We start from the raw sequence: 19,226 nt of genomic DNA on the forward strand, positions 1-19,226 counted from the left end.
ATGTGCCCGAGAGCGGCTGTCGTTCGCACTACCCAGCGTGTAGCCTCCCAGGAGCGTCGTCAACCGTTGACAACATTTTTCCGAAGCCCGCCGCCGAAGGGGGCCACGATGGACACCGAGTCCGCTTCCGAGGCTCCGGCCCTGAGTTCGGGGTACCTGGCGGCGGTCGAAGCACTGCGCTCCGCCGCCAAGTGGCTGCTCACGGCCTTCGCTGCGATCGGCACGGCGCTGACGGCGGGACTGCAGCTCACCGGCCTGGGCGAGCTGCCTCCCACCTCGTGGCGCCTGTGGGTGGCGGTCGGCGCCATCGGCACCGCCCTCGCCGCCCTGGGGTACATGGTGAACAGCGCCAGCGCCGTCCTCACCCAGGACTGGGTGACCCTCAACACCTTCACGGACCGGGACATCGAGTCCCAGTTGCAGGACGTGCCCGGCCACGCGCGGCGCCGCACGTTCGACCGCGTGGCCGAGCACATCGACGACAACCGGCACGAGCTGTACGGCCATGCGGCCCCGGACCTGCCCACCCTGCACCGCTGGCTCCGCGAGGCCGACGAGGAGATCCACGCGGCCGACGGCCCGGCGGCCCGGGAGGCGGCCACGCGACGGGCGGCACACCTGCGCGCCGCGGCCCGGGAAGTGGTCCAGTGCGCCAACTACTACGCGACGCTGGAACGGTTCCGGCGCATGAAGGTCCAGCTGGCCTGGGCGTCCGCCGTGGCGGCCGTCGCGCTGGGCACCTTCGCCTACGCGTCCACCCCGCCCCGGGCGACGGACGCGTCAGAAAGGCTGGGCCTCACTCGCGGTCAGGATGTCCATGATCATGACGCCGCGCTCGATGTCGTACTGCTTGGTCTCGAATTCATCCATCTGCCGGAAGACAATCAGGTAACCGATGGAAAGCAGCATGGCGCGAAAACCCTCGGGCGTCATACGCACTCTCACGACCGGATGCCGGGTTCCATTGCCCAGGGCGGCCTTGAGCGCATCGGCCAGGTCCTGCCGCTCGGCTCTCCCCATTTCCCGCAAGAACTGCTTGGCCGAGCCGGCCAGTCGTATCTGTTGCTCCATACATCCCCCTACGAGCGCCCCACAGTGTAGGCCCTGGATCTCCGCGGCCGACAGCCCCGCGCGACGTCCGGCATTCCGTCCCGCGGCCACCGAATACGACAACTCCGGCGCTTTTGTGCGCAGTTCACCGATCAATTGTTCCGGTGCCCGTCGCGGTGTTCCTCGAACACCGCCGACGATGCCGCGGATACCGGACCGGTGCCGCGAGGGACTACGGACCAGTACCGCGAGTTCGTCCGGACACGGTTCCTGCCGACCGCACCCGCACTTACACTGGCACCTCTTCCTACCCGCTGACCTGCTAGAACGCGGCGGTTGAGCCGATCCGCCAGAGTGAGGAGCGACCCCTTGTTCTACAACCTGCTCAAATACGTGTTCCTCGGGCCGCTGCTGAGACTGGTCTTCCGGCCCCGTATCGAGGGTCTCGAGCACGTACCGGAGTCGGGCCCGGCCATCATCGCCGGCAACCACCTCTCGTTCTCGGACCACTTCCTGATGCCCGCGGTGCTGAAGCGGCGCATCACCTTCCTGGCGAAGGCCGAGTACTTCACGGGTCCCGGGGTCAAGGGCCGTCTGACCGCCGCCTTTTTCCGCAGCGCCGGGCAGATTCCGGTCGACCGCTCCGGCAAGGACGCGGGCCGGGCCGCGATCCGGGAGGGCCTCGGTGTCCTGCGCCGCGGCGAACTGCTCGGCATCTACCCCGAGGGCACCCGCTCGCACGACGGCCGTCTGTACAAGGGCAAGGTCGGTGTGGCGGTGATGGCCCTCAAGGGCCAGGTGCCGGTGATCCCCTGCGCGATGATCGGGACCTTCGAGGCGCAGCCGCCCGGCCAGAAGCTCCCGAGCGTCCACCCGGTGGTCATCCGCTTCGGCAAGCCCCTCGACTTCTCCCGTTACGCGGGCATGGAGGACGAGAAGGCGGTCCTGCGCGCCGTCACCGACGAGATCATGTACGCGATCCTCACGCTCTCCGAGCAGGAGTACGTGGACAAGTACGCGGCGGTCGCGAAGGAGGAGGCCGAGAAGCGGGACCGCAGGTTCCCGCGGCTCCCGCTGAGCTGAGGTCCGGCGGGCGGGCGGATCTGCTGTGGGCAGAAGGGGCTGGGGGCCCGGGCTCCCGGCCCCTTACGGTCCCCTCATGCGACGTGCTGTGGTGATCGGAGCGACGGGTCAGATCGGGCACCCGGTGGTGGGGGCCCTCGCCCGGGACGGCTGGGAGGTGACCGCCGCTTCCCGCGGCGGCGGCCGGGAGGAGACGTGGCCCGACGGGGTGCGGACGGTACGGCTGGACCGGGAGGACGACGCCGCGCTCGCCGCGGTGGTCGGTGACGGCTGTGACCTGGTGGTCGACGTCGTCGCCCACGGAGCACGGCACGCACGGCAGTTGACCTCTCTCGCCGGGCGCGTCGGCTCGGCGGTGGTGATCTCCAGCGTGTCGGTGTACGAGGACGGCGAGGGCCGTGGCTTCGACACGCAGGGCGAGCCGGGGGGCTTCCCCGAGTACCCGGTGCCGATCCCGGAGACGCAGGCCACGGTGGCGCCCGGGGAGTCGACGTACAGCACGCGCAAGGCGGCCCTGGAACAGGAACTGCTCGCCGCCGGCGACCGGTTGCCGGCCACCCTGCTGCGTGCCGGGGCGGTGTACGGGCCGCGCTGCCGCACCCCCCGCGAGCTGTACTTCGTCAAGCGGAACCTGGACGGGCGCGGGCGCCGGGTGCTCGCGTACGGCGGGCGGAGCCGTTTCCACCCGGTGAGCGTGCACACCCTCGCCGAGCTGGTCCGCCTGGCCGCGGCCCGCCCGGGGTCGCGGGTCCTCAACGCCTGTGACGACGCGGCGCCGACCGTCGCGGAGATCGCCGCCGCGATCGACGCGGTGATGGGCGTACAGCCGGAGACCGTCCTGGTCGACGGACCGCCGCCGGCCCCGTCCGTGGGCGACACCCCGTGGTCCGTGCCCGCGCCCGTGGTGTGCGACACGTCGGCGGCGCGGCGCGAGCTCGGGCACGCTCCGGTGGCGGGGTACGCCGAGGGGCTCCCGGAGACGGTCGAGTGGATCGAACGCCGGCTGGCCGGCCGGGACTGGCGGGAGGCGTACCCCGACATGGTCCGGGCGTACGGCGACCTCTTCGACTACGCGGCGGAGGACGCCTGGCTCGGCACGAGGTGACGCCTCCCGTGCCCCGTGCGTCCCTACGGCGTCGGCAGGGCGTGCGGCGCGCAGGTCACGTCGGTGCGGCCGGTCCTGCCGGTGAGCAGGTAGGTGTCCACCCGGTCGTTGACGCAGGGGTTGGTCAGTCCGGTGACGCCGTGCGAGCCCGCGCCCCTCTCGGTGATCAGGCGGGAGCCCCTGAACCGCTTGTGCAGTTCGACGGCGCCCCCGTAGGGGGTGGCCGCGTCCCGCTCGGCCTGGACGATCAGCACGGGCGGCAGCCCCTTCCCCGCCGTCACCTCCACCGGTGTGCGCTGCTTGGCCGGCCAGGTGGCGCACGGCAGGTTCATCCATGCGTTGGCCCAGGTCATGAACGGGTGGTCGCGGTGCAGCCGGGTGTTGTCGCGGTCCCAGGTCCGCCAGTCCGTCGGCCACTCGGCGTCGGCGCACTCGACGGCGGTGTAGACGGCGTTGCCGTTCTCGGCGGCGGCGTTGCCCGCGGTGTCGGTGGGGTCGGGGGCGGCGGCGTCGACGAGCGCCCGGGTGTCACCGGCGGCGTACCGGCTCCACACCGTGGCGGTGGGCACCCACGAGGAGTCGTAGTACGGGGCGCTCTGGAAGAAGGAGATCAGCTCGGCCGGGCCGACCACCCCGCCGAGCGGCGCCTTCTTGGCGGTGGCGCGCAGTTCCTCCCACGCGGCCTGGACCTCTCCCTGCGTGTCGCCCAGGTGGAAGGCGGCGTCGTTCGCGGCGACCCACGCCGTCCAGTCCTTCCAGCGGCTCTCGAAGGCGACGTCCTGGTCCAGGTTGGCCCGGTACCAGATCTTCTCGCGCGACGGGTCGACCACGCTGTCGAGGACCATGCGGCGCACGTGTCCCGGGAAGAGCGTGCCGTACACCGCCCCGAGGTACGTGCCGTAGGAGACACCCAGGTAGTTGAGCTTCTTCTCGCCCAGCGCGGCCCGGATGACGTCGAGGTCGCGGGCGGTGTTCGGGGTCGTCATGTGGGGCAGCATCCGGCCGCTGCGTTCCGCGCAGCCGTCCGCGTACTCGGCGGCGAGCTTGCGCTGGGCGCGCTTGTCGGCCTCGGAGTCCGGGACGGGGTCCATCTTGGGCGCCTTCACGAACTCCTGCGGGTCGACGCAGGAGACGGGGGCCGAGTGGCCGACACCGCGCGGGTCGAAGCCCACGAAGTCGTACGCCCTGGCGGTCTCGGTCCAGAGCGGGGCCTTGGTGGTGACGCGGCGCGGGAACCGCAGGCCGGAGCCGCCGGGGCCGCCCGGGTTGTAGAGGAGCGCGCCCTGGCGCTCGGCCTTCGTGCCCGTGCTGCCGATCCGGTCCACGGCGAGCCTGATCTGCTCGCCGTCCGGCCTGGCGTAGTCGAGCGGTACGGTCACCCAGCCGCACCGGATCGGCTTCTCCAGCCCCCAGTCCTCGGGGCAGTCCCGCCAGTCGACGCCCCGCGCGGCGGCCCGGGCGGCCGCGACGGCGGCGCCGTGCGCTTCCCGGTCCTTTCCGGTGCGCGCGTCCGCGCCTGCCGGGGACGCCGTCACGACACCGGCCATCAGGGTCGCGGTGACGAGCGCTCCGGCGGACCCGAGCGCCGTGGCCCGCCGTGTCGGTCGTATGCCTTTCACGTGCCTCACGTGGGAACTCCCCCGGTCCGGTGTCCTGCGGCGGTCACGGGGATCCTCGTCGCTGCGGCACGGCCGTGAACAGACGCGGAGGACGTTCTTTACCCACCCGATAACCGGTGCGCGCCGGTCACCCGAGCACGGCCAGGGCCTCGTCCAGCACCCGGCGCAGGCGCAGGGCGTCCGCCGCGAGCGCGGTGACGAGGACGGCGGGCCCGGCGAGCGGCGTGAGCGCGGCGCACTCGCCGAGCACCCGGGCCGCGGGGGCGCTCTCCGCGTACTCGGGCCGTACGACGACGAGCTGCCCGAGTGCGCGGTGCCCCGCCAGCACGGCGGGACCGTCCCAGCCGCCGGGCGCGCCCGGCCCGCAGGCCAGCTCCTGGTCGAGCAGCGGCCGGCCGCCCAGGCGCACGGTGAGCCGGCTGGTGAGCCGTCCGGGCTCCTCCCCCGCGCGGCCGAGCACCTGCTCCTCCCGGAGGACCAGCCGGGCGCCGGGGGCCAGGTCGACGCGCGAGGAGACGTACAGCTCGCTCCCCCGCGCGGAGATCAGCTGCTCGGGGAGCCAGCACAGCTCGGCGCCGGCCGCGACGTCGAGCCGCACGTCGTAGCGCGCCCCGCCCCCGGTCTGCCCCGGCAGGGCGAGGGTGGCCGCGGCCGACCCGACGCGCAGCCGGGCCCCCGCTCCGGCCCGCGCCGCCACGGTGAAGTGGTCCCCGCCCAGCGGACCGCTCATGGCGCCGACGAGCATCACCCGCGCCTCGTCGCCGCTCGCCGCCCGGGTGCGCCGCACGGCGAGCGGCCCCTCGCTCTCCAGGACGGGCAGCGCGGTGCCGCCCCGCCCGTCGGCCCGTGCCGCGATCCGCGCGGTGGCCCGTACGCCCCCGGTGGCCGTGGCCGTCATGCGGTCCAGGCCGCGAGCCGCTCCCGCACCCACCCGGCGACGGCCGTGACGCCGTCCTCCCCGCGCAGCGACTGGAGCACCACGGGCAGCTCGGCGCGCTGCGCCTTGGCGTCCGCGGCCATCCGGGCGAGGTCGGAGCCGACGTACGGCGCCAGGTCGGTCTTGTTGACGACGAGCAGGTCGGCGGTGGTGACGCCGGGGCCGCCCTTGCGGGGGACGTCGTCGCCGCCCGCGACGTCGATCACGAAGATCTGCGCGTCCACGAGGCCCTTGGAGAAGGTCGCGGTGAGGTTGTCGCCGCCGGACTCGACGAGGATCAGGTCGAGCGGACCGACCTCGTCCTCCAGGTCCTCGACCGCCTCCAGGTTCGCGGAGATGTCGTCCCGGATCGCGGTGTGCGGGCAGGCACCGGTCTCGACGGCGGTGATCCGCTCCGGTGGCAGCACCGCCTCCCGGAGCAGGAACTCGGCGTCCTCCCGGGTGTAGATGTCGTTCGTGACGACGGCCAGCGACAGCTCGTCGCGCAGCGCCCGGCAGAGCGCGGCGACGGTGGCGGTCTTGCCGGATCCGACGGGGCCGCCGAGGCCGATGCGCAGGGCGCGGCGGCTGCCGTCGGGGCGGTGGGCGTCGGCGCCGACGGCGGAGGGGCCGTCGTGGGTGTGAGTGTGGTCGAGATGCATGTGAGCGGCTCCTGTGTTCGATGTGGCCGGGCGACGCCTCGGCCGGTGCCTTCTCAGCCAGTCCGGCGTCTGGGGACGAGGCCGTCCAGGCCGATACGGGGGGTCTGGGGGCGGATCCCCCAGGAACGGATGGGAAGGGCAGGGGCGGCGGGGGCGGGGACACTCACGACGCGAACAACCGCACCGCCCACCCCCCATGCGCCTCCGCCCCGATCTCCAGCAGCGGCGCGGACACCGCCGGCAGCACGTCCACCCCCTCGTCGACCGCCCGCCACGCGGCCTCCACCGCCCGCCCCACCACCAGGTCCATCTCCGGGGCCAGCCGCGCGAGCACCCCCGTCGCGTCGAACGGGTCCAGGCTCAGCAACCGCACCGTCGCGCTCGCCGGTCCGCCGACGCTCTCGTACACGGAGCAGTACGCCGCGTCCTCGGCCCCCAGCCCGGCGGCCCGCGCCGTGAGCCCCAGGACGACCGGCTGGTGCGCGCCCTTGGGGAACCGATCCGCCAGCGCGTCGAGTTCGGCCGACGGCCAGGTCGCCCGCGCCGCCCGCATCAGCTGCCGCCCCAGCCTGCGCGCGACGCGGCGCAGCGCGGGCGACGGCGTCCGGGCGTCCGCGGCGGCGTCGAGCGGTGCCGGCCCGACGCCCAGCGCGGCGGCCGCGGCCAGCGAGGCCGCGACCAGCCCGGCCGTGTGCAGCCGCCCCCGGCAGAACTCCTCCAGCTCCGCCGCACCGGTGATCCGCCCGGCCCTGACGGCCGCCTCGGCACCGCCGGAGTGGGCGTGCCCTCCCGCGGGGAAGCGTCCGTCGGCGAGAACGAGCAGCGCGGCCCTGGTGGTCGAGGGCGTCGGCGTCGGCATCAGAAGAGGAAGTACCGCTGGGCCATGGGCAGTTCGGCGGCGGGTTCCGCCTCGACCAGCTCCCCGTCGATGTGCACGGCGAAGCTGTCGGGGTCGATCCGTACGTCCGGCCGCGCGTCGTTCTCGCGCATGTCGGCCTTGGTCACCCCGCGCGTCGACTCGATCGCCACGAACCGCTTGCCCAGCCCCAGCCCCTCCAGCCGCTCCGGCAGCCCGTCCTCGATCGCGAGGGGTGCCACGAAGGTGAACGAGTTCGCGGCGGGCGCCCGCCCGATCGCCCCGTACATCGGCCGGGGCAGGATCGGCTGCGGGGTCGGGATGGAGGCGTTGGCGTCGCCCATCTGCGCGTACGCGATCTGCCCGCCCTTCAGCACCAGATACGGCTTCACCCCGAAGAACGCCGGCTCCCACAGCACCAGATCCGCGAGCTTGCCGCTCTCCACCGACCCGATCTCCCGCGCGAGGCCCTGCGCGAGCGCCGGGTTGATCGTGTACTTGGCGACATAGCGCCGTACGCGGTGGTTGTCGGCGCGGCCGTCACCGGGCAGCGCGCCCCGCCGCCGCTTCATGACGTGGGCGGTCTGCCAGGTCCGCAGGATCACCTCACCGACCCGCCCCATCGCCTGGGAGTCGGAGGAGATGATCGAGATGGCGCCGAGGTCGTGGAGGATGTCCTCGGCGCCGATGGTGGAGGGCCGGATGCGGGACTCGGCGAAGGCGAGGTCCTCGGGGACGGCCGGGTTGAGGTGGTGGCACACCATCAGCATGTCGAGGTGTTCCTCGGCGGTGTTGACGGTGTAGGGCCGGGTGGGATTGGTGGAGCTGGGCAGAACATACGACTCGGAGACCACGGTCATGATGTCCGGCGCGTGCCCGCCGCCGGCGCCCTCCGTGTGGTACGCGTGGATGCCGCGTCCGGCGATCGCGGCGAGGGTGTCGCCGACGAACCCGGCCTCGTTGAGGGTGTCCGTGTGGATGGCGACCTGGATGCCGGTCCGCTCGGCGACGGTGAGCGAGGCGTCGATGACGGCCGGGGTCGAGCCCCAGTCCTCGTGCAGTTTCAGGCCGAGCGCGCCGCCGCGGATCTGGGAGAGCATCGCCTCGTGCGAGACGGTGTTGCCCTTGCCGAGGAAGCCGATGTTGAGCGGGTACTGCTCCATCGCCGCCAGCATGCGCGCGAGGTGCCAGGGGCCGGGTGTGACGGTGGTGGCCTTCGAGCCCTCGGCGGGGCCGGTGCCGCCGCCCACGAGCGTCGTCACCCCGGAAGCCAGCGCCTCGTCGGCGATCTGCGGGCAGACGAAGTGGACGTGCGCGTCGACGCCGCCGGCCGTCAGGATCCGTCCGTTGCCCGCGATCACCTCGGTCTCCGGGCCGATCACCAGGTCGGGGTGGACGCCGTCCATGGTGTCGGGGTTGCCCGCCTTGCCGATGCCGGTGATCCGGCCGTCGCGGATGCCGACGTCGGCCTTGACGACGCCCCAGTGGTCGACGATCACGGCACCGGTGACCACGGTGTCCGGGGTGCCGTCCGCGCGGGTGGCCCGGGCCTGGCCCATGGACTCGCGGATGACCTTGCCGCCGCCGAACACGGCCTCGTCGCCGGCGAGACCGGGGCCGCCGCTGCGGTCCTCCTCGATCTCGATCAGCAGGTCGGTGTCGGCGAGCCGGATGCGGTCGCCGGTGGTGGGGCCGAACAGGTCGGCGTAGGCGGGGCGGGAGATCTCAGGCATCGAGGGCACCTCCGGTCTCCCCGCGCAGTCCGGGCACGACGCGGGCGCCGGCGAGGGGGACGAGTTCCACGTCGACGGGGATGCCGGGTTCGAAGCGCACGGCGGTGCCCGCGGCGATGTTCAGCCGCTTGCCGCGCGCGGCGGCACGGTCGAACTCCAGGCCGGGATTGGTCTCGGCGAAGTGGTAGTGGGAGCCGACCTGGACGGGGCGGTCCGCGGCGTTGAGGACGGTGAGCCGGGTGACCTCGCGCCCCTGGTTGCAGACGACCGGGTCCTCGGCGAACAGGATCTCTCCGGGAATCACGGACGGTTCCCTCCCCGTCAGACGATCGGGTCGTGGACGGTGACGAGCTTGGTGCCGTCCGGGAAGGTCGCCTCGACCTGGACGTCGTGGATCATCTCCGGGATGCCCTCCATGACGTCGTCGCGGGTGAGCAGTTTCCGTCCGGAGGCCATGAGTTCGGCCACGGTGCGGCCGTCGCGGGCGCCCTCGAGGATGTGGGACGTGATCAGCGCGACCGCTTCGGGGTGGTTGAGCCTGAGCCCGCGGGCCCGGCGCTTCCCGGCCACGTCGGCTGCGACGTGGATCAGCAGTCTCTCCTGCTCGTGCGGGGTCAGATGCACGGCGTCCCACCTCACAGTCCTCGCTCCGGACCGTGCGGGGTCCGGTCGCCACGTCCACCGGGCAACGTCCCGGGCGGCCTGGGCGCAGGCTAGTTGTGCGGCGTTTCGGCGACGTTAACCGTGGGCCGTCCTCGTCAGGGGGCGCCCGGCCGCCGGTGCTCGGCGGCGATCCCGAAGCGCTGGTGCTCGCGGGGCGCCGACACGGGGTCGTGGAGGTGGGACACCGAGCTGATCGTCGGCTCCTGGGCCGCTGCCGCCTCCTCCAGCCGCTCCAGATCCGCGGCGGAGACCAGGGCGACGAGCGGCTTCCCGTGCCGCGTCACGACGACGTGCTCGCCGCCGTACACCACGCGGTTGATCAGGTCGGCCAGCTCGGCCCTGGCTTGCGTCACCGGAATCTCGTAGGCCATGCCGTCCAGCTTAGTCCGGGGCACCCCTACCCGAACCCGACGTACGCTCTGTACATTCTTTACAGACGGCGGCACCGATGAGGAGCGTGACCCATGGACCTTGGCCGACCACTCGCCCGTTATGTCCTGCCCGAGTTCACCGAACGCACGAGCGCGGGACTGCGGACGCTGGATCCGTACGCGAAGCTGCTGGAGGAACGGATCGTGTTCCTCGGCACGGTGATCGACGACCGGTCGGCGAACGACGTGATCGTGCAGTTCATGCACCTCGAACACGCGGCACCGGAGCGGGACATCGCGCTCTACATCAACTCGCCCGGCGGCTCGTTCAGCGCGATGACGGCCGTGTACGACACGCTCCAGTACGTCTCCTGCGACGTGGAGACCGTCTGCCTCGGCCAGGCCGCCTCCGCCGCCGCGGTGCTGCTGGCCGGCGGGACCCCGGGCAAGCGGTCCGTCCTGCCCGGCGCCCGCGTGGTCGTGCACCAGCCGTCACTGGCCGGACCGGTGGAGGGGCAGGCGAGCGACCTGGCGATCCAGGCCGACGAGTTGCTGCGCAACCGCAGGACGCTGGAGGAGATGCTCGTCCGGCACACCGGCCAGGACCCGGAGCGGGTGCGGGCCGACATCGAGCGAGACAAGATCATGGACGCCGCGGAGGCCGTGGCGTACGGCCTGGCGGACCGGATCGTCCAGGGCCGCAAGGCCTCGCGCACCCTGCCCGGCGCCGGGTGAACCGCCGATGCTGCCACCCGAACTGCCGCCGCTGCCCGCGCTGACCCGGGCCGAGGCGGAGCTGATCGACCGTTACCTCGACGTGGTCGACCTGCTGGGACGGATCAACCCCGCCCGCCCGGGCGACACGTACGGCGCCCTGCGCGCCGCGCAGGCCCTGGCGGGAAAGGCGGTCGCCCTGCGCGCGGCGCTCGAACTGATGCACAAGCGGGGCGAGAGCGAGGTGCACGCCCCGACCCTCGCCCGCGCCCTGCGGGTACTGGACGGCGAACGGCGTACGGCCCGCGTCACCCTGCCACCGCAGTCCGGCAGTTGACCCGGGACGGCACGGGGCGCACGCCGCGCCGACGGCGCAATCGGCCCGGAACGCGAGCGGACCGGACTGCGTACCCACGAACGGCCTAGGGTCCCGTCATGCCCAAGGGTCCGCAGAAGTTGCGCACGCGTCTGCACCAGGGGGCGGGACGCATCGTCCCGTCCCTGGTGCGAAGGCCCCGGCCACGGCGCCCTGCGCCGACCCGAAGGGCTGTCCACTCGAACGGGTGAGTGGTGAGTAACCCCACAAAACTCCGATTCCGCTCGGCGATCGCGACACACGTGCGTCAAGATCCCTTCCGACGACAAGCCCCCGCCACAGCGGCGGGGCGGTCCGGGTGGACGCCGAGTCCTGCCACCGCCCGGATGACGGGTCGACAGAAGTGGATCGGCAGGAGTGGAGGACCCGAGCACGACGGGCCGCCGGGACGCTGCGTCCCGAGCGGTCCTTGGGGTGAAGCCGCATCGCGCGGCCGGGCAACTTCGCCAGCCCGAATCCGACAGGTCATCCTTCACAGGCGGCTGACGAAGGGTTGCGCATGACTGCGCTCAATCGTGTCCCGTCGCTGATCGGCCGGGCCGGCACCGCATCGGCCCTCACCCTCGCCGCGGTGGGCGCCGGCCTCGTGGTCCCGGGTGTGGCCACCCAGGCCGAGGCCGCGTCACCGGCCTCGAAGGCGCTGAAGGTCGCGGCGTCGAAGCAGGGCGCCCCGTACGCGTGGGGCGCCACCGGCCCGAACAGGTTCGACTGCTCCGGGCTGACGCTGTACGCGTACAAGAAGGCGGGCAAGAAGCTGCCCCGTACCGCCGCTCAGCAGTACAACAGGACGAAGCACGTCTCCGCCTCGAAGCGCAAGCCCGGGGACCTCGTCTTCTTCCACTCGGGGCGGAACGTGTACCACGTCGGCATATACGCCGGCGGCGGAAAGCTCTGGCACTCCCCGAAGAGCGGGGACGTCGTACGGAAGTCGAAGATCTGGACGAAGAGCGTCTGGTACGGCCGGGTGGCGTGATCCGCGCGGGGGCGACGGCCACGGACGCCGTCGCCCCTCCGGGCCCGCCCCGGCGCGTCCCGCGACATGCCTGGTGGGCGGCCTCCGCGGGGCGTGACGGAGCCCGGACGGGTTACACGTTCCCCCATGGCCGAACAGCATCGAAGTGCGCCCCCGGGGCGCAACGAGACACCGCTCGAGAGAGCCGACCGGAACTTCATCGAGCTGCTGCAGGAACTGCGGGTCACCCAGACCGGGGTCCAGGTCCTGTTCGCCTTCCTGCTGTCGATGGCGTTCACCGAGCGCTTCGAGTCGCTCGACACGTTCCAGCGCGCCACCTACGTGACCACACTGCTGCTGGCCCTGCTCTCGGCCATCATCTTCGTCGCGCCGGCCGCTCTGCACCGCTCCCTGTTCCAGCAGAACGCCAAGCCCCTGATCGTCCGGGTCTCCGACCGGCTGGCCAGTGTCGGCCTGGTGGTGCTGATGCTGGCGTTCACCGGCTCCGTGCTGCTTGTCGTGGACGTGGCGCTGAACCGCAGCGCCGGTATCGCCGCCGGGTCGGGCACCCTCGTCGCCTGCCTGGGCCTGTGGGGTGTGCTGCCCCGCCTGGTGTACCGGTCGGGAGGCCGCGGCGACACCGGGACCGCGGCCACCGGGACCCGGGAGACGGCGCCGTCCCGGGATGCGCGGGCACCGCTGCGGTGACCTGACCCGCCGCGACGGCCCTCCGGCCGATGGTCCGCTCAGGAGTCCTGTTGCCCTCCGGCCGCGGTGAACGGGTGCACCGGAGCCGCCCAGGGCAGTCGGATGGCCACCGTCTTGCCGCCCTCCCGGGTGGGTCTCACACTCAGCTTGCCCCCGCACTCCGCGGTCAGCCAGCGGATGATGACCATGCCGCGGCCGTTGTCCTGCTGCACGGCCGCGGGCAGCCGCTTCGGGAAGCGCGGGTGACTGTCGGTGACGCCGATGTGCAGGTGCTCGTCGCGGTCGAGGGCGAGGTCCACGGTGAACGTGGGCGACTGCCCGAAGGTGTGCTGCACGGCGTTGGTGGCGAGTTCGGAGACGATGAGCCGTACGGTGTCACCGATCTCGGTGTCGTTCGGCAGGCCCCATTCGGACAGGACGCCGGCGACGTATGTGCGGGCCGCGGAGACCGAGGCCGGGTCGCTCGGCAGAGTGACGGATGCTTCCTGGTGGTCTGCCATGGCCACGTCGTCCCTTTCCCACGGGACCGCCCGTCCGACACGGACGATTGGATTCGAGTACGGTCCCGGACCGGTGCTGCGCGCCAGACTGCCATTACCGAGGGCACCCGCGGTGCCGATCCACCAAGATATGCATATATCTGTCGCTCGAAGCGGTGAACTCTCCGACGACCGACCGTATTTGGACGGGCCGGCTGGTCCATCCTCTACCGTCACCCCACACCGCGGCCGGGCGGAAGGAGAGAAGCCATGCAATACGGTCCTGCGGTGCGCCGTCGCAAACTCGGTACCGAACTGCGCCTGCTGCGCTCCCGGGTCGGCCTCACCAGCATCGAGGCCGCCCGGCGCGTCGGCTGGCACCAGTCGAAGGTGAGCCGGATCGAGACGGGATCCAGCGGGGTGAAACCGGCCGACGTGCAGCGGCTGCTCGACGCGTACGAGGTGCGGGACGCCGAACTGCGCGAGCTGCTCCTCGCGTTGGCGGGCGGCGAGGACGGCGGCGGGCGTCAGAACTGGTGGCACGCCTACCGCGGCGTGCTGCCGCCCACGTACCGCGACTTCATCAGCCTGGAGTCACAGGCCGGCGGGATGTGCACGCTGGAGACCTCGGTGGTGCCGGGCCTGCTGCAGACGCCCGAGTACGCCCGCGCGGTGACCCGGGCCGCGCTGGAGGGAGTGGCGGACGACAAGCTGGACGCGCTGGTCGAGGTGCGCATCGCACGGCAGGACGTGCTGCGCGCGGACCCGCCGTTGCGGTTGCACGCGATCCTGGACGAGGCCGTGCTGCGCCGGCGCGTCGGCGGACCCGAGGTCATGGCACGGCAGCTGGCGCGGCTGAGCGACGCGGCCGCCCTGCCCCAGGTGCGGCTCCAGGTGCTGCCGTTCACCGCGGGCGAACACATCGGCCTCACCGGTCCTTTCGTCATCTTCTCCTTTCCGAACACGGCCGATCTGGACGTTGTCGTGCTCGACCACTTGACGAGTAGCCTCTACCTCGAACGGAAAGAAGACCTACAGGCCTATGTGGAAGCATTCAACGCCCTCCGGATCCACGCGCTTTCACCCGGGGAATCGTTGCATTACATCGCCGGGATAGCCGCCGGCGCATAAGGAGGCACCATGTCGTCCCTGCCTCGTCATGTCACTTCGAGCACCATGCTGCGTCCTGTCCGGTGGACGCGCAGCAGCCGCAGTACCGGAATGAACAACTGCGTCGAGACGGCGCGTCCGCACACCGGCCCCTGGGCCGGACAGGTGGCCGTCCGCGACTCGAAGAACACGCCGGGCCCCGCACTGCTGTTCACGCAGGAAAGCTGGGAGCAATTCGTCACCGCACTCCGGTGACCACGCCGGTGATCACCTCCTGGTGGTCACTCTCCGTCGATCCCGGCGCACGGCCGTGTCCCGCCGACTCACGGTCGCGTCTCGCGGATCACGTCCACGGCCCGGTCCAGCTGCCCGTCGGTGAGGTCCGCCCGGGCGGTCAGCCGCAGCCGTGACACCCCGTCGGGCACGGACGGCGGGCGGAAACAGCCGACGGCGAGACCCGCCGCCCGGCAGTCCGCCGCCCACCGCACGGCCCGCTCGGGCGAGGGAACGCGCACGGACACCACGGCGGCGTCGGGCCGCACCGCATCCAGGCCCGACGCCGTCAGCCGTGTGTACAGCTCCGCCGCCACCTCGCGCACCCGTGCCGCACGCTCCGGCTCCCGGCGCAGGCGCCGCAGCGCCGCGAGGGCCGCGCCCGCCGCAGCCGGGGCCAGACCCGTGTCGAAGATGAACGTCCGGGCCGTGTTGACCAGGTGGTCGATCACCCGGGCCGGGCCGAGCACGGCACCGCCCTGGCTGCCGAGCGACTTGGACAGGGTGAGGGTCACGACGACGTCCGGCGCGCCCGCGAGTCCGGCCGCGTGCGGGGCGCCCCGTCCGCCGGCGCCCAGGACGCCCAGCCCGTGCGCGTCGTCGGCGATCAGTCCGGCGCCGGACTCCCGGCAGGCCGCGGCCAGTTCGGCGAGGGGGGCCGCGTCCCCGTCCACCGAGAAGACCGAGTCGGACACGGCCACGGCCGGACCCGGGTGTGCGCCGAGTGCCTTGCGGACGGCCTCCGGATCGGCGTGCGGGACGACCTGGGTCGTGCCCCGGGCCAGCCGGCAACCGTCGATCAGCGAGGCGTGGTTGCCCGCGTCCGAGACGAGCAGCGAACCGTGCGGTGCCAGCGCGGTCACCGCGGCGAGGTTGGCCGCGTACCCGGAGGACAGCACGAGGGCCGCCTCGGCACCGCAGAAGCCGGCCAGCTCGCGCTCCAGCTCGCCGTGCAGTTCGGTCGTGCCGGTGACCAGCCGGGAGCCGGTGGCCCCGGCGCCCCACCGGCGGGCCGCGGCGGCGGCGCCCTCGACGACCTCCGGGTGCCGGGCGAGGCCCAGGTAGTCGTTGCTCGCGAGGTCCAGGAGCGGTGAGCCGGCGGAGCGCGGCCGAAGGGTCCGCACCAGTCCGGCGCGGTGGCGCTCGCGCGCCTGCTCGTCGATCCAGCCGAACGCCATGGAGGTCCTTTTCGGTCCGGTGGGACGGGCGACACGCCGGTGACCGAGGTGCCGACCTCGTTGTTTGTGGACAGTGCACAGACACTAGCGGCCCGGTGACCTGGCTCATCATGGGGTGACACGCACATATCGCACCGTTTCTGTTGTGCGATCCCTCCTTGGCCCGGGACGCTCCGGTACGCCAGGATCGGCTCCCATGGACCTGCTGAGCACGCTGGTGGACAAGGGACTTCGGCGCGTGCCGCCGACCCGTGAGGAGGCGCTGGCCGTGCTGGCCGGCCCCGACGACGACCTGCTGGATGTGGTGGCCGCGGCCGGCCGGGTGCGCCGGCACTGGTTCGGCCGCCGGGTGAAGCTCAACTACCTCGTCAGTCTCAAGTCGGGACTGTGCCCCGAGGACTGCTCCTACTGCTCCCAGCGTCTCGGCTCGAAGGCCGGCATCCTCAAGTACTCCTGGCTGAAACCGGAGGAGGCCGCGGAGGCCGCGGCCGCGGGGCTCGCGGGCGGCGCCAAGCGGGTCTGTCTGGTGGCCAGCGGCCGCGGCCCGACGGACCGGGACGTGGACCGGGTCGCCGAGACGGTCCGGACGATCAAGGAGCGGAACGGGGACGTCGAGGTGTGCGCGTGCCTCGGCCTGCTCTCCGACGGCCAGGCCGAACGGCTGCGCGCGGCGGGCGCCGACGCCTACAACCACAACCTCAACACCTCCGAGGCGGCGTACGGCGACATCACCACCACGCACACCTACGCCGACCGCGTCGACACGGTGCGCAAGGCGCACGCGGCCGGGCTGTCCGCCTGCTCGGGGCTGATCGCGGGGCTGGGCGAGACGGACGAGGACCTGGTCGACGTGGTGTTCGCGCTGCGGGAGCTGGACCCGGACTCGGTGCCCGTCAACTTCCTCATCCCGTTCGAGGGCACGCCGCTCGCCGAGGAGTGGAACCTCACCCCGCAGCGGTGCCTGCGCATCCTGGCGATGGTGCGGTTCGTGTGCCCGGACGCCGAGGTCCGCATCGCGGGCGGCCGCGAGGTGCACCTCCGTACGCTGCAGCCCCTCGCCCTGCACCTCGCGAACTCGATCTTCCTCGGCGACTACCTCACCAGCGAGGGCGGGGCGGGCCGGGCGGACCTGGAGATGATCGCCGACGCCGGGTTCGAGGTGGAGGGCACGGACCGGGTGACGCTGCCGGAGCACCGTACGGACCTGGTCGCCGTGCGCCGCCGGGGGGCCGGAACGGATCTCGCGCCCAATGCCTGACCTGTCCGTGGCGGAGCTGCTGGAGCTGGACGGCCGGCACGTGTGGCATCCGTACGCGCCGATGCCGGGACGTGCGGAACCGCTCGTCGTCGGCTCGGCGAGCGGGGTACGGCTCAGGCTCGCGGACGGCTCCGGCGAGCTGGTCGACGGGATGTCGTCCTGGTGGTCCGCGATCCACGGCTACAACCATCCGGTGCTCGACGCGGCGGCGCGCGGCCAGCTGGAGCGGATGAGCCACGTGATGTTCGGCGGGCTCACGCACGAGCCCGCCGTGCGCCTCGCGAAGCTCCTCGTCGACATCACGCCCGAGGGGCTGGAGCACGTCTTCCTCGCCGACTCCGGCTCGGTGTCGGTCGAGGTGGCGGTCAAGATGTGCCTGCAGTACTGGCGTTCCCTCGGCCGCCCGGCCAAGCGGCGCCTCATGACCTGGCGCGGCGGCTACCACGGCGACACCTGGCAGCCGATGTCGGTGTGCGACCCCGAGGGCGGGATGCACGGGCTGTGGGCCGGGCTGCTGCCGCGCCAGGTGTTCGTGGGTCCGCCGCCGGCCGGGTACGAGGAGTCGTACGCGCGGGAGCTGCGCGAGGCGGTCGAGCGGCACGCGGACGAGCTGGCCGCGGTGGTCGTCGAGCCGGTGGTGCAGGGCGCGGGCGGGATGCGGTTCCACTCCCCCGCGTACCTGCGCGACCTGCGCGAGGCGTGCGACACGCACGGCGTGCTGCTCGTGTTCGACGAGATCGCGACCGGGTTCGGGCGCACCGGGGCGCTGTTCGCGGCGGAGCACGCGGGGGTGGCGCCGGACGTGATGTGCGTGGGCAAGGCGCTCACCGGCGGCTATCTGAGCATGGCGGCGACGCTGTGCACCGGACGGGTGGCCGGGGGGATCTCGCGGGGCGAGGTCCCGGTGCTCGCCCACGGCCCGACCTTCATGGGCAACCCGCTGGCCGCGGCCGTCGCCCGCGCCTCGGTGGAGCTGCTGCTCGGCCAGGACTGGCGGGCGGAGGTGACGCGGATCGAGGCGGGGCTGCGGGCGGGGCTGGAGCCGGCCCTGCAGCTTCCCGGTGTGCGGGACGTCCGGGTCCTCGGCGCCGTCGGGGTCGTGCAGCTCGACCGTGCCGTCGACATCGGTGCGGCCACGGACGCGGCCGTGCGCGAGGGCGTGTGGCTCAGGCCGTTCCGCGACCTGGTCTACACGATGCCGCCGTACGTCACGGACGACGAGGACGTGGCACGGATCGCGCGCGCGGTGTGCGCGGCGGCGCGGGAGGGCTGATGCCGGTACTGGTGGTCACGGGGACCGGGACCGAGGTCGGGAAGACCGTCACGACCGCCGCGCTCGCCGCCGCCGCGCTCACCGCCGGCCGGTCGGTGGCCGTGCTGAAGGCCGCGCAGACGGGTGTGCGGCCGGACGAGCGCGGGGACGCCGACGAGGTGGCGCGGCTGGCGGGTGCCGTGACGACGGCCGAGCTGGCCCGTTACCCGGATCCGCTGGCCCCGGCGACGGCCGCGCGGCGGGCCGGGGCGGCGCCGGTGCGCCCGCGGGACGTCGCCAAGGCCGCCGCCGGACTGGCCGCCGGGCACGACCTCGTGCTGGTGGAGGGCGCGGGCGGCCTGCTCGTACGGTTCGACGAGGCGGGCGGCACACTGGCGGACGCGGCCCGCCTGCTGGACGCGCCCGTGCTGGTCGTCGCCGCGGCGGGCCTGGGCACGCTCAACACGACCGCGCTCACCGCACGGGAGCTGCGGGGGCGCGGGCTGGTGCCGGCCGGTGTGGTGATCGGGAGCTGGCCCGGTGCGCCGGACCTCGCGTGCCGCTGCAACCTGGCCGATCTGCCGGTGGCGGCCGGTGCGCCGCTGCTCGGCGCGGTGCCCGCGGGCGCCGGTGCGCTGGACCCGGCCGTCTTCCGCGCGCGGGCGGGAGGCTGGCTGGCGCCGGAGCTGGCGGGGGTGTGGGACGCGGGGGTGTTCGCCGCGGCGCATCCGGCGTGAGGGAGACGTGGAGGGGCGTGAGGGGAGGGACGGCGCACAGGCGCACCCCGTGCTGGTGACGCACGCGCACGGGTGATGTACTCACCTCCGACCGCTCGCGCCCCGTACGTCCCGTACCGGTGAGGAGAGTT

At 73.0% G+C, this 19,226-nt stretch carries 22 protein-coding genes; 12 read left to right on the top strand and 10 right to left on the bottom strand.

Translation table 11 applies throughout. The features are described 5' to 3' along the window. Nucleotides 1-108: 108 nt before the first annotated feature. The 3 genes from IEZ04_RS27075 to IEZ04_RS27085 all read left to right on the top strand — a co-directional run bounded on the left by IEZ04_RS27075 (nt 109) and on the right by IEZ04_RS27085 (nt 3,238). Complete coding sequence (locus tag IEZ04_RS27075) at nt 109-1,101, top strand: hypothetical protein (RefSeq protein ID WP_189219588.1); 993 nt, start codon at nt 109-111, stop codon at nt 1,099-1,101. Nucleotides 1,102-1,419: 318 nt separating this feature from the next. Further along, on the top strand, nt 1,420-2,133 hold the full coding sequence (locus IEZ04_RS27080; RefSeq protein ID WP_189219589.1) for a lysophospholipid acyltransferase family protein: 714 nt from the start codon (nt 1,420-1,422) through the stop codon (nt 2,131-2,133). A gap of 76 nt (nt 2,134-2,209) precedes the next feature. Beyond that, complete coding sequence (locus tag IEZ04_RS27085; protein WP_229821304.1) at nt 2,210-3,238, top strand: NAD-dependent epimerase/dehydratase family protein; 1,029 nt, start codon at nt 2,210-2,212, stop codon at nt 3,236-3,238. A 23-nt stretch (nt 3,239-3,261) separates the two neighbouring features. Here the strand turns inward: IEZ04_RS27085 and IEZ04_RS27090 are convergent, their stop codons facing one another. The 8 genes from IEZ04_RS27090 to IEZ04_RS27125 form a co-directional block, all read right to left on the bottom strand. Further along, nucleotides 3,262-4,785, bottom strand: coding sequence for an alpha/beta hydrolase (locus tag IEZ04_RS27090; RefSeq protein WP_189219706.1), 1,524 nt, complete (start codon nt 4,783-4,785; stop codon nt 3,262-3,264). A gap of 199 nt (nt 4,786-4,984) precedes the next feature. Then, nucleotides 4,985-5,755 carry an urease accessory protein UreD gene (locus IEZ04_RS27095; RefSeq protein ID WP_189219590.1) on the bottom strand — a complete coding sequence of 257 codons (771 nt, stop codon included), beginning with the start codon at nt 5,753-5,755 and terminating at the stop codon, nt 4,985-4,987. Next, entirely contained in the window at nt 5,752-6,435 is a 684-nt protein-coding gene (ureG, locus tag IEZ04_RS27100) for an urease accessory protein UreG (protein WP_189219591.1), read from the bottom strand. The genes IEZ04_RS27095 and ureG overlap by 4 nt, the downstream gene beginning before the upstream one ends. A gap of 163 nt (nt 6,436-6,598) precedes the next feature. Continuing rightward, nucleotides 6,599-7,294: an urease accessory protein UreF gene (locus tag IEZ04_RS27105; protein WP_189219592.1), complete on the bottom strand. Its 696-nt coding sequence runs from the start codon at nt 7,292-7,294 to the stop codon at nt 6,599-6,601. After that, the gene (locus IEZ04_RS27110) at nt 7,294-9,024 is read right to left on the bottom strand and encodes an urease subunit alpha (protein WP_189219593.1); all 1,731 of its coding nucleotides are present in this window, start codon (nt 9,022-9,024) and stop codon (nt 7,294-7,296) included. Before IEZ04_RS27110 ends, IEZ04_RS27105 begins: the two co-directional genes overlap by 1 nt. Next, nucleotides 9,017-9,328, bottom strand: coding sequence for an urease subunit beta (locus tag IEZ04_RS27115; protein ID WP_189219594.1), 312 nt, complete (start codon nt 9,326-9,328; stop codon nt 9,017-9,019). Before IEZ04_RS27115 ends, IEZ04_RS27110 begins: the two co-directional genes overlap by 8 nt. Nucleotides 9,329-9,345: 17 nt before the next feature. Then, nucleotides 9,346-9,648, bottom strand: coding sequence for an urease subunit gamma (locus IEZ04_RS27120; protein ID WP_189219595.1), 303 nt, complete (start codon nt 9,646-9,648; stop codon nt 9,346-9,348). A 134-nt stretch (nt 9,649-9,782) separates the two neighbouring features. Beyond that, the gene (locus tag IEZ04_RS27125; RefSeq protein ID WP_189219596.1) at nt 9,783-10,058 is read right to left on the bottom strand and encodes a type II toxin-antitoxin system Phd/YefM family antitoxin; all 276 of its coding nucleotides are present in this window, start codon (nt 10,056-10,058) and stop codon (nt 9,783-9,785) included. A gap of 93 nt (nt 10,059-10,151) precedes the next feature. On the opposite strand from IEZ04_RS27125, the gene IEZ04_RS27130 reads away from it, so the two are divergent. The 4 genes from IEZ04_RS27130 to IEZ04_RS27145 all read left to right on the top strand — a co-directional run bounded on the left by IEZ04_RS27130 (nt 10,152) and on the right by IEZ04_RS27145 (nt 12,808). Then, nucleotides 10,152-10,793 (top strand): ATP-dependent Clp protease proteolytic subunit, encoded by a 642-nt coding sequence (locus IEZ04_RS27130; protein ID WP_189219597.1) that lies wholly within the window; start codon nt 10,152-10,154, stop codon nt 10,791-10,793. A 7-nt stretch (nt 10,794-10,800) separates the two neighbouring features. Beyond that, complete coding sequence (locus IEZ04_RS27135) at nt 10,801-11,109, top strand: hypothetical protein (RefSeq protein ID WP_189219598.1); 309 nt, start codon at nt 10,801-10,803, stop codon at nt 11,107-11,109. A 538-nt stretch (nt 11,110-11,647) separates the two neighbouring features. After that, entirely contained in the window at nt 11,648-12,121 is a 474-nt protein-coding gene (locus tag IEZ04_RS27140) for a C40 family peptidase (protein ID WP_189219599.1), read from the top strand. A gap of 126 nt (nt 12,122-12,247) precedes the next feature. Beyond that, nucleotides 12,248-12,808, top strand: coding sequence for a DUF6328 family protein (locus IEZ04_RS27145; RefSeq protein ID WP_189219600.1), 561 nt, complete (start codon nt 12,248-12,250; stop codon nt 12,806-12,808). A gap of 38 nt (nt 12,809-12,846) precedes the next feature. Here IEZ04_RS27145 and IEZ04_RS27150 read toward each other — a convergent pair whose 3' ends face one another. Then, nucleotides 12,847-13,308, bottom strand: coding sequence for an ATP-binding protein (locus IEZ04_RS27150; protein ID WP_189219601.1), 462 nt, complete (start codon nt 13,306-13,308; stop codon nt 12,847-12,849). Between the two features lie 249 nt (nt 13,309-13,557). Here IEZ04_RS27150 and IEZ04_RS27155 point away from each other — a divergent pair, with 249 nt between their 5' ends. Both IEZ04_RS27155 and IEZ04_RS27160 read left to right on the top strand, forming a co-directional pair. Next, entirely contained in the window at nt 13,558-14,418 is an 861-nt protein-coding gene (locus tag IEZ04_RS27155; RefSeq protein ID WP_189219602.1) for a helix-turn-helix domain-containing protein, read from the top strand. 9 nt (nt 14,419-14,427) lie between these two features. Further along, nucleotides 14,428-14,652 carry a DUF397 domain-containing protein gene (locus IEZ04_RS27160; protein WP_189219603.1) on the top strand — a complete coding sequence of 75 codons (225 nt, stop codon included), beginning with the start codon at nt 14,428-14,430 and terminating at the stop codon, nt 14,650-14,652. 68 nt (nt 14,653-14,720) lie between these two features. Here the strand turns inward: IEZ04_RS27160 and IEZ04_RS27165 are convergent, their stop codons facing one another. Continuing rightward, complete coding sequence (locus IEZ04_RS27165; RefSeq protein ID WP_189219604.1) at nt 14,721-15,848, bottom strand: 8-amino-7-oxononanoate synthase; 1,128 nt, start codon at nt 15,846-15,848, stop codon at nt 14,721-14,723. Nucleotides 15,849-16,044: 196 nt separating this feature from the next. Between IEZ04_RS27165 and bioB the strand changes: the two genes are divergently transcribed. Genes bioB through bioD form a run of 3 tightly spaced genes read left to right on the top strand, consistent with a single transcriptional unit; the run spans nt 16,045 to nt 19,095 of the window. Continuing rightward, the gene (gene bioB / locus IEZ04_RS27170; RefSeq protein WP_189219605.1) at nt 16,045-17,106 is read left to right on the top strand and encodes a biotin synthase BioB; all 1,062 of its coding nucleotides are present in this window, start codon (nt 16,045-16,047) and stop codon (nt 17,104-17,106) included. Next, a complete protein-coding gene (locus IEZ04_RS27175) occupies nt 17,099-18,379 on the top strand; it encodes an adenosylmethionine--8-amino-7-oxononanoate transaminase (RefSeq protein ID WP_189219606.1) in 1,281 nt (426 codons plus the stop codon). The genes bioB and IEZ04_RS27175 overlap by 8 nt, the downstream gene beginning before the upstream one ends. Then, complete coding sequence (gene bioD / locus IEZ04_RS27180; RefSeq protein ID WP_189219607.1) at nt 18,379-19,095, top strand: dethiobiotin synthase; 717 nt, start codon at nt 18,379-18,381, stop codon at nt 19,093-19,095. Before IEZ04_RS27175 ends, bioD begins: the two co-directional genes overlap by 1 nt. The last annotated feature ends 131 nt before the right edge of the window (nt 19,096-19,226 follow it).

It is taken from the genome of Streptomyces ruber (assembly GCF_014648075.1).
Classification (GTDB): Bacteria; Actinomycetota; Actinomycetes; order Streptomycetales; family Streptomycetaceae; genus Streptomyces; species Streptomyces ruber.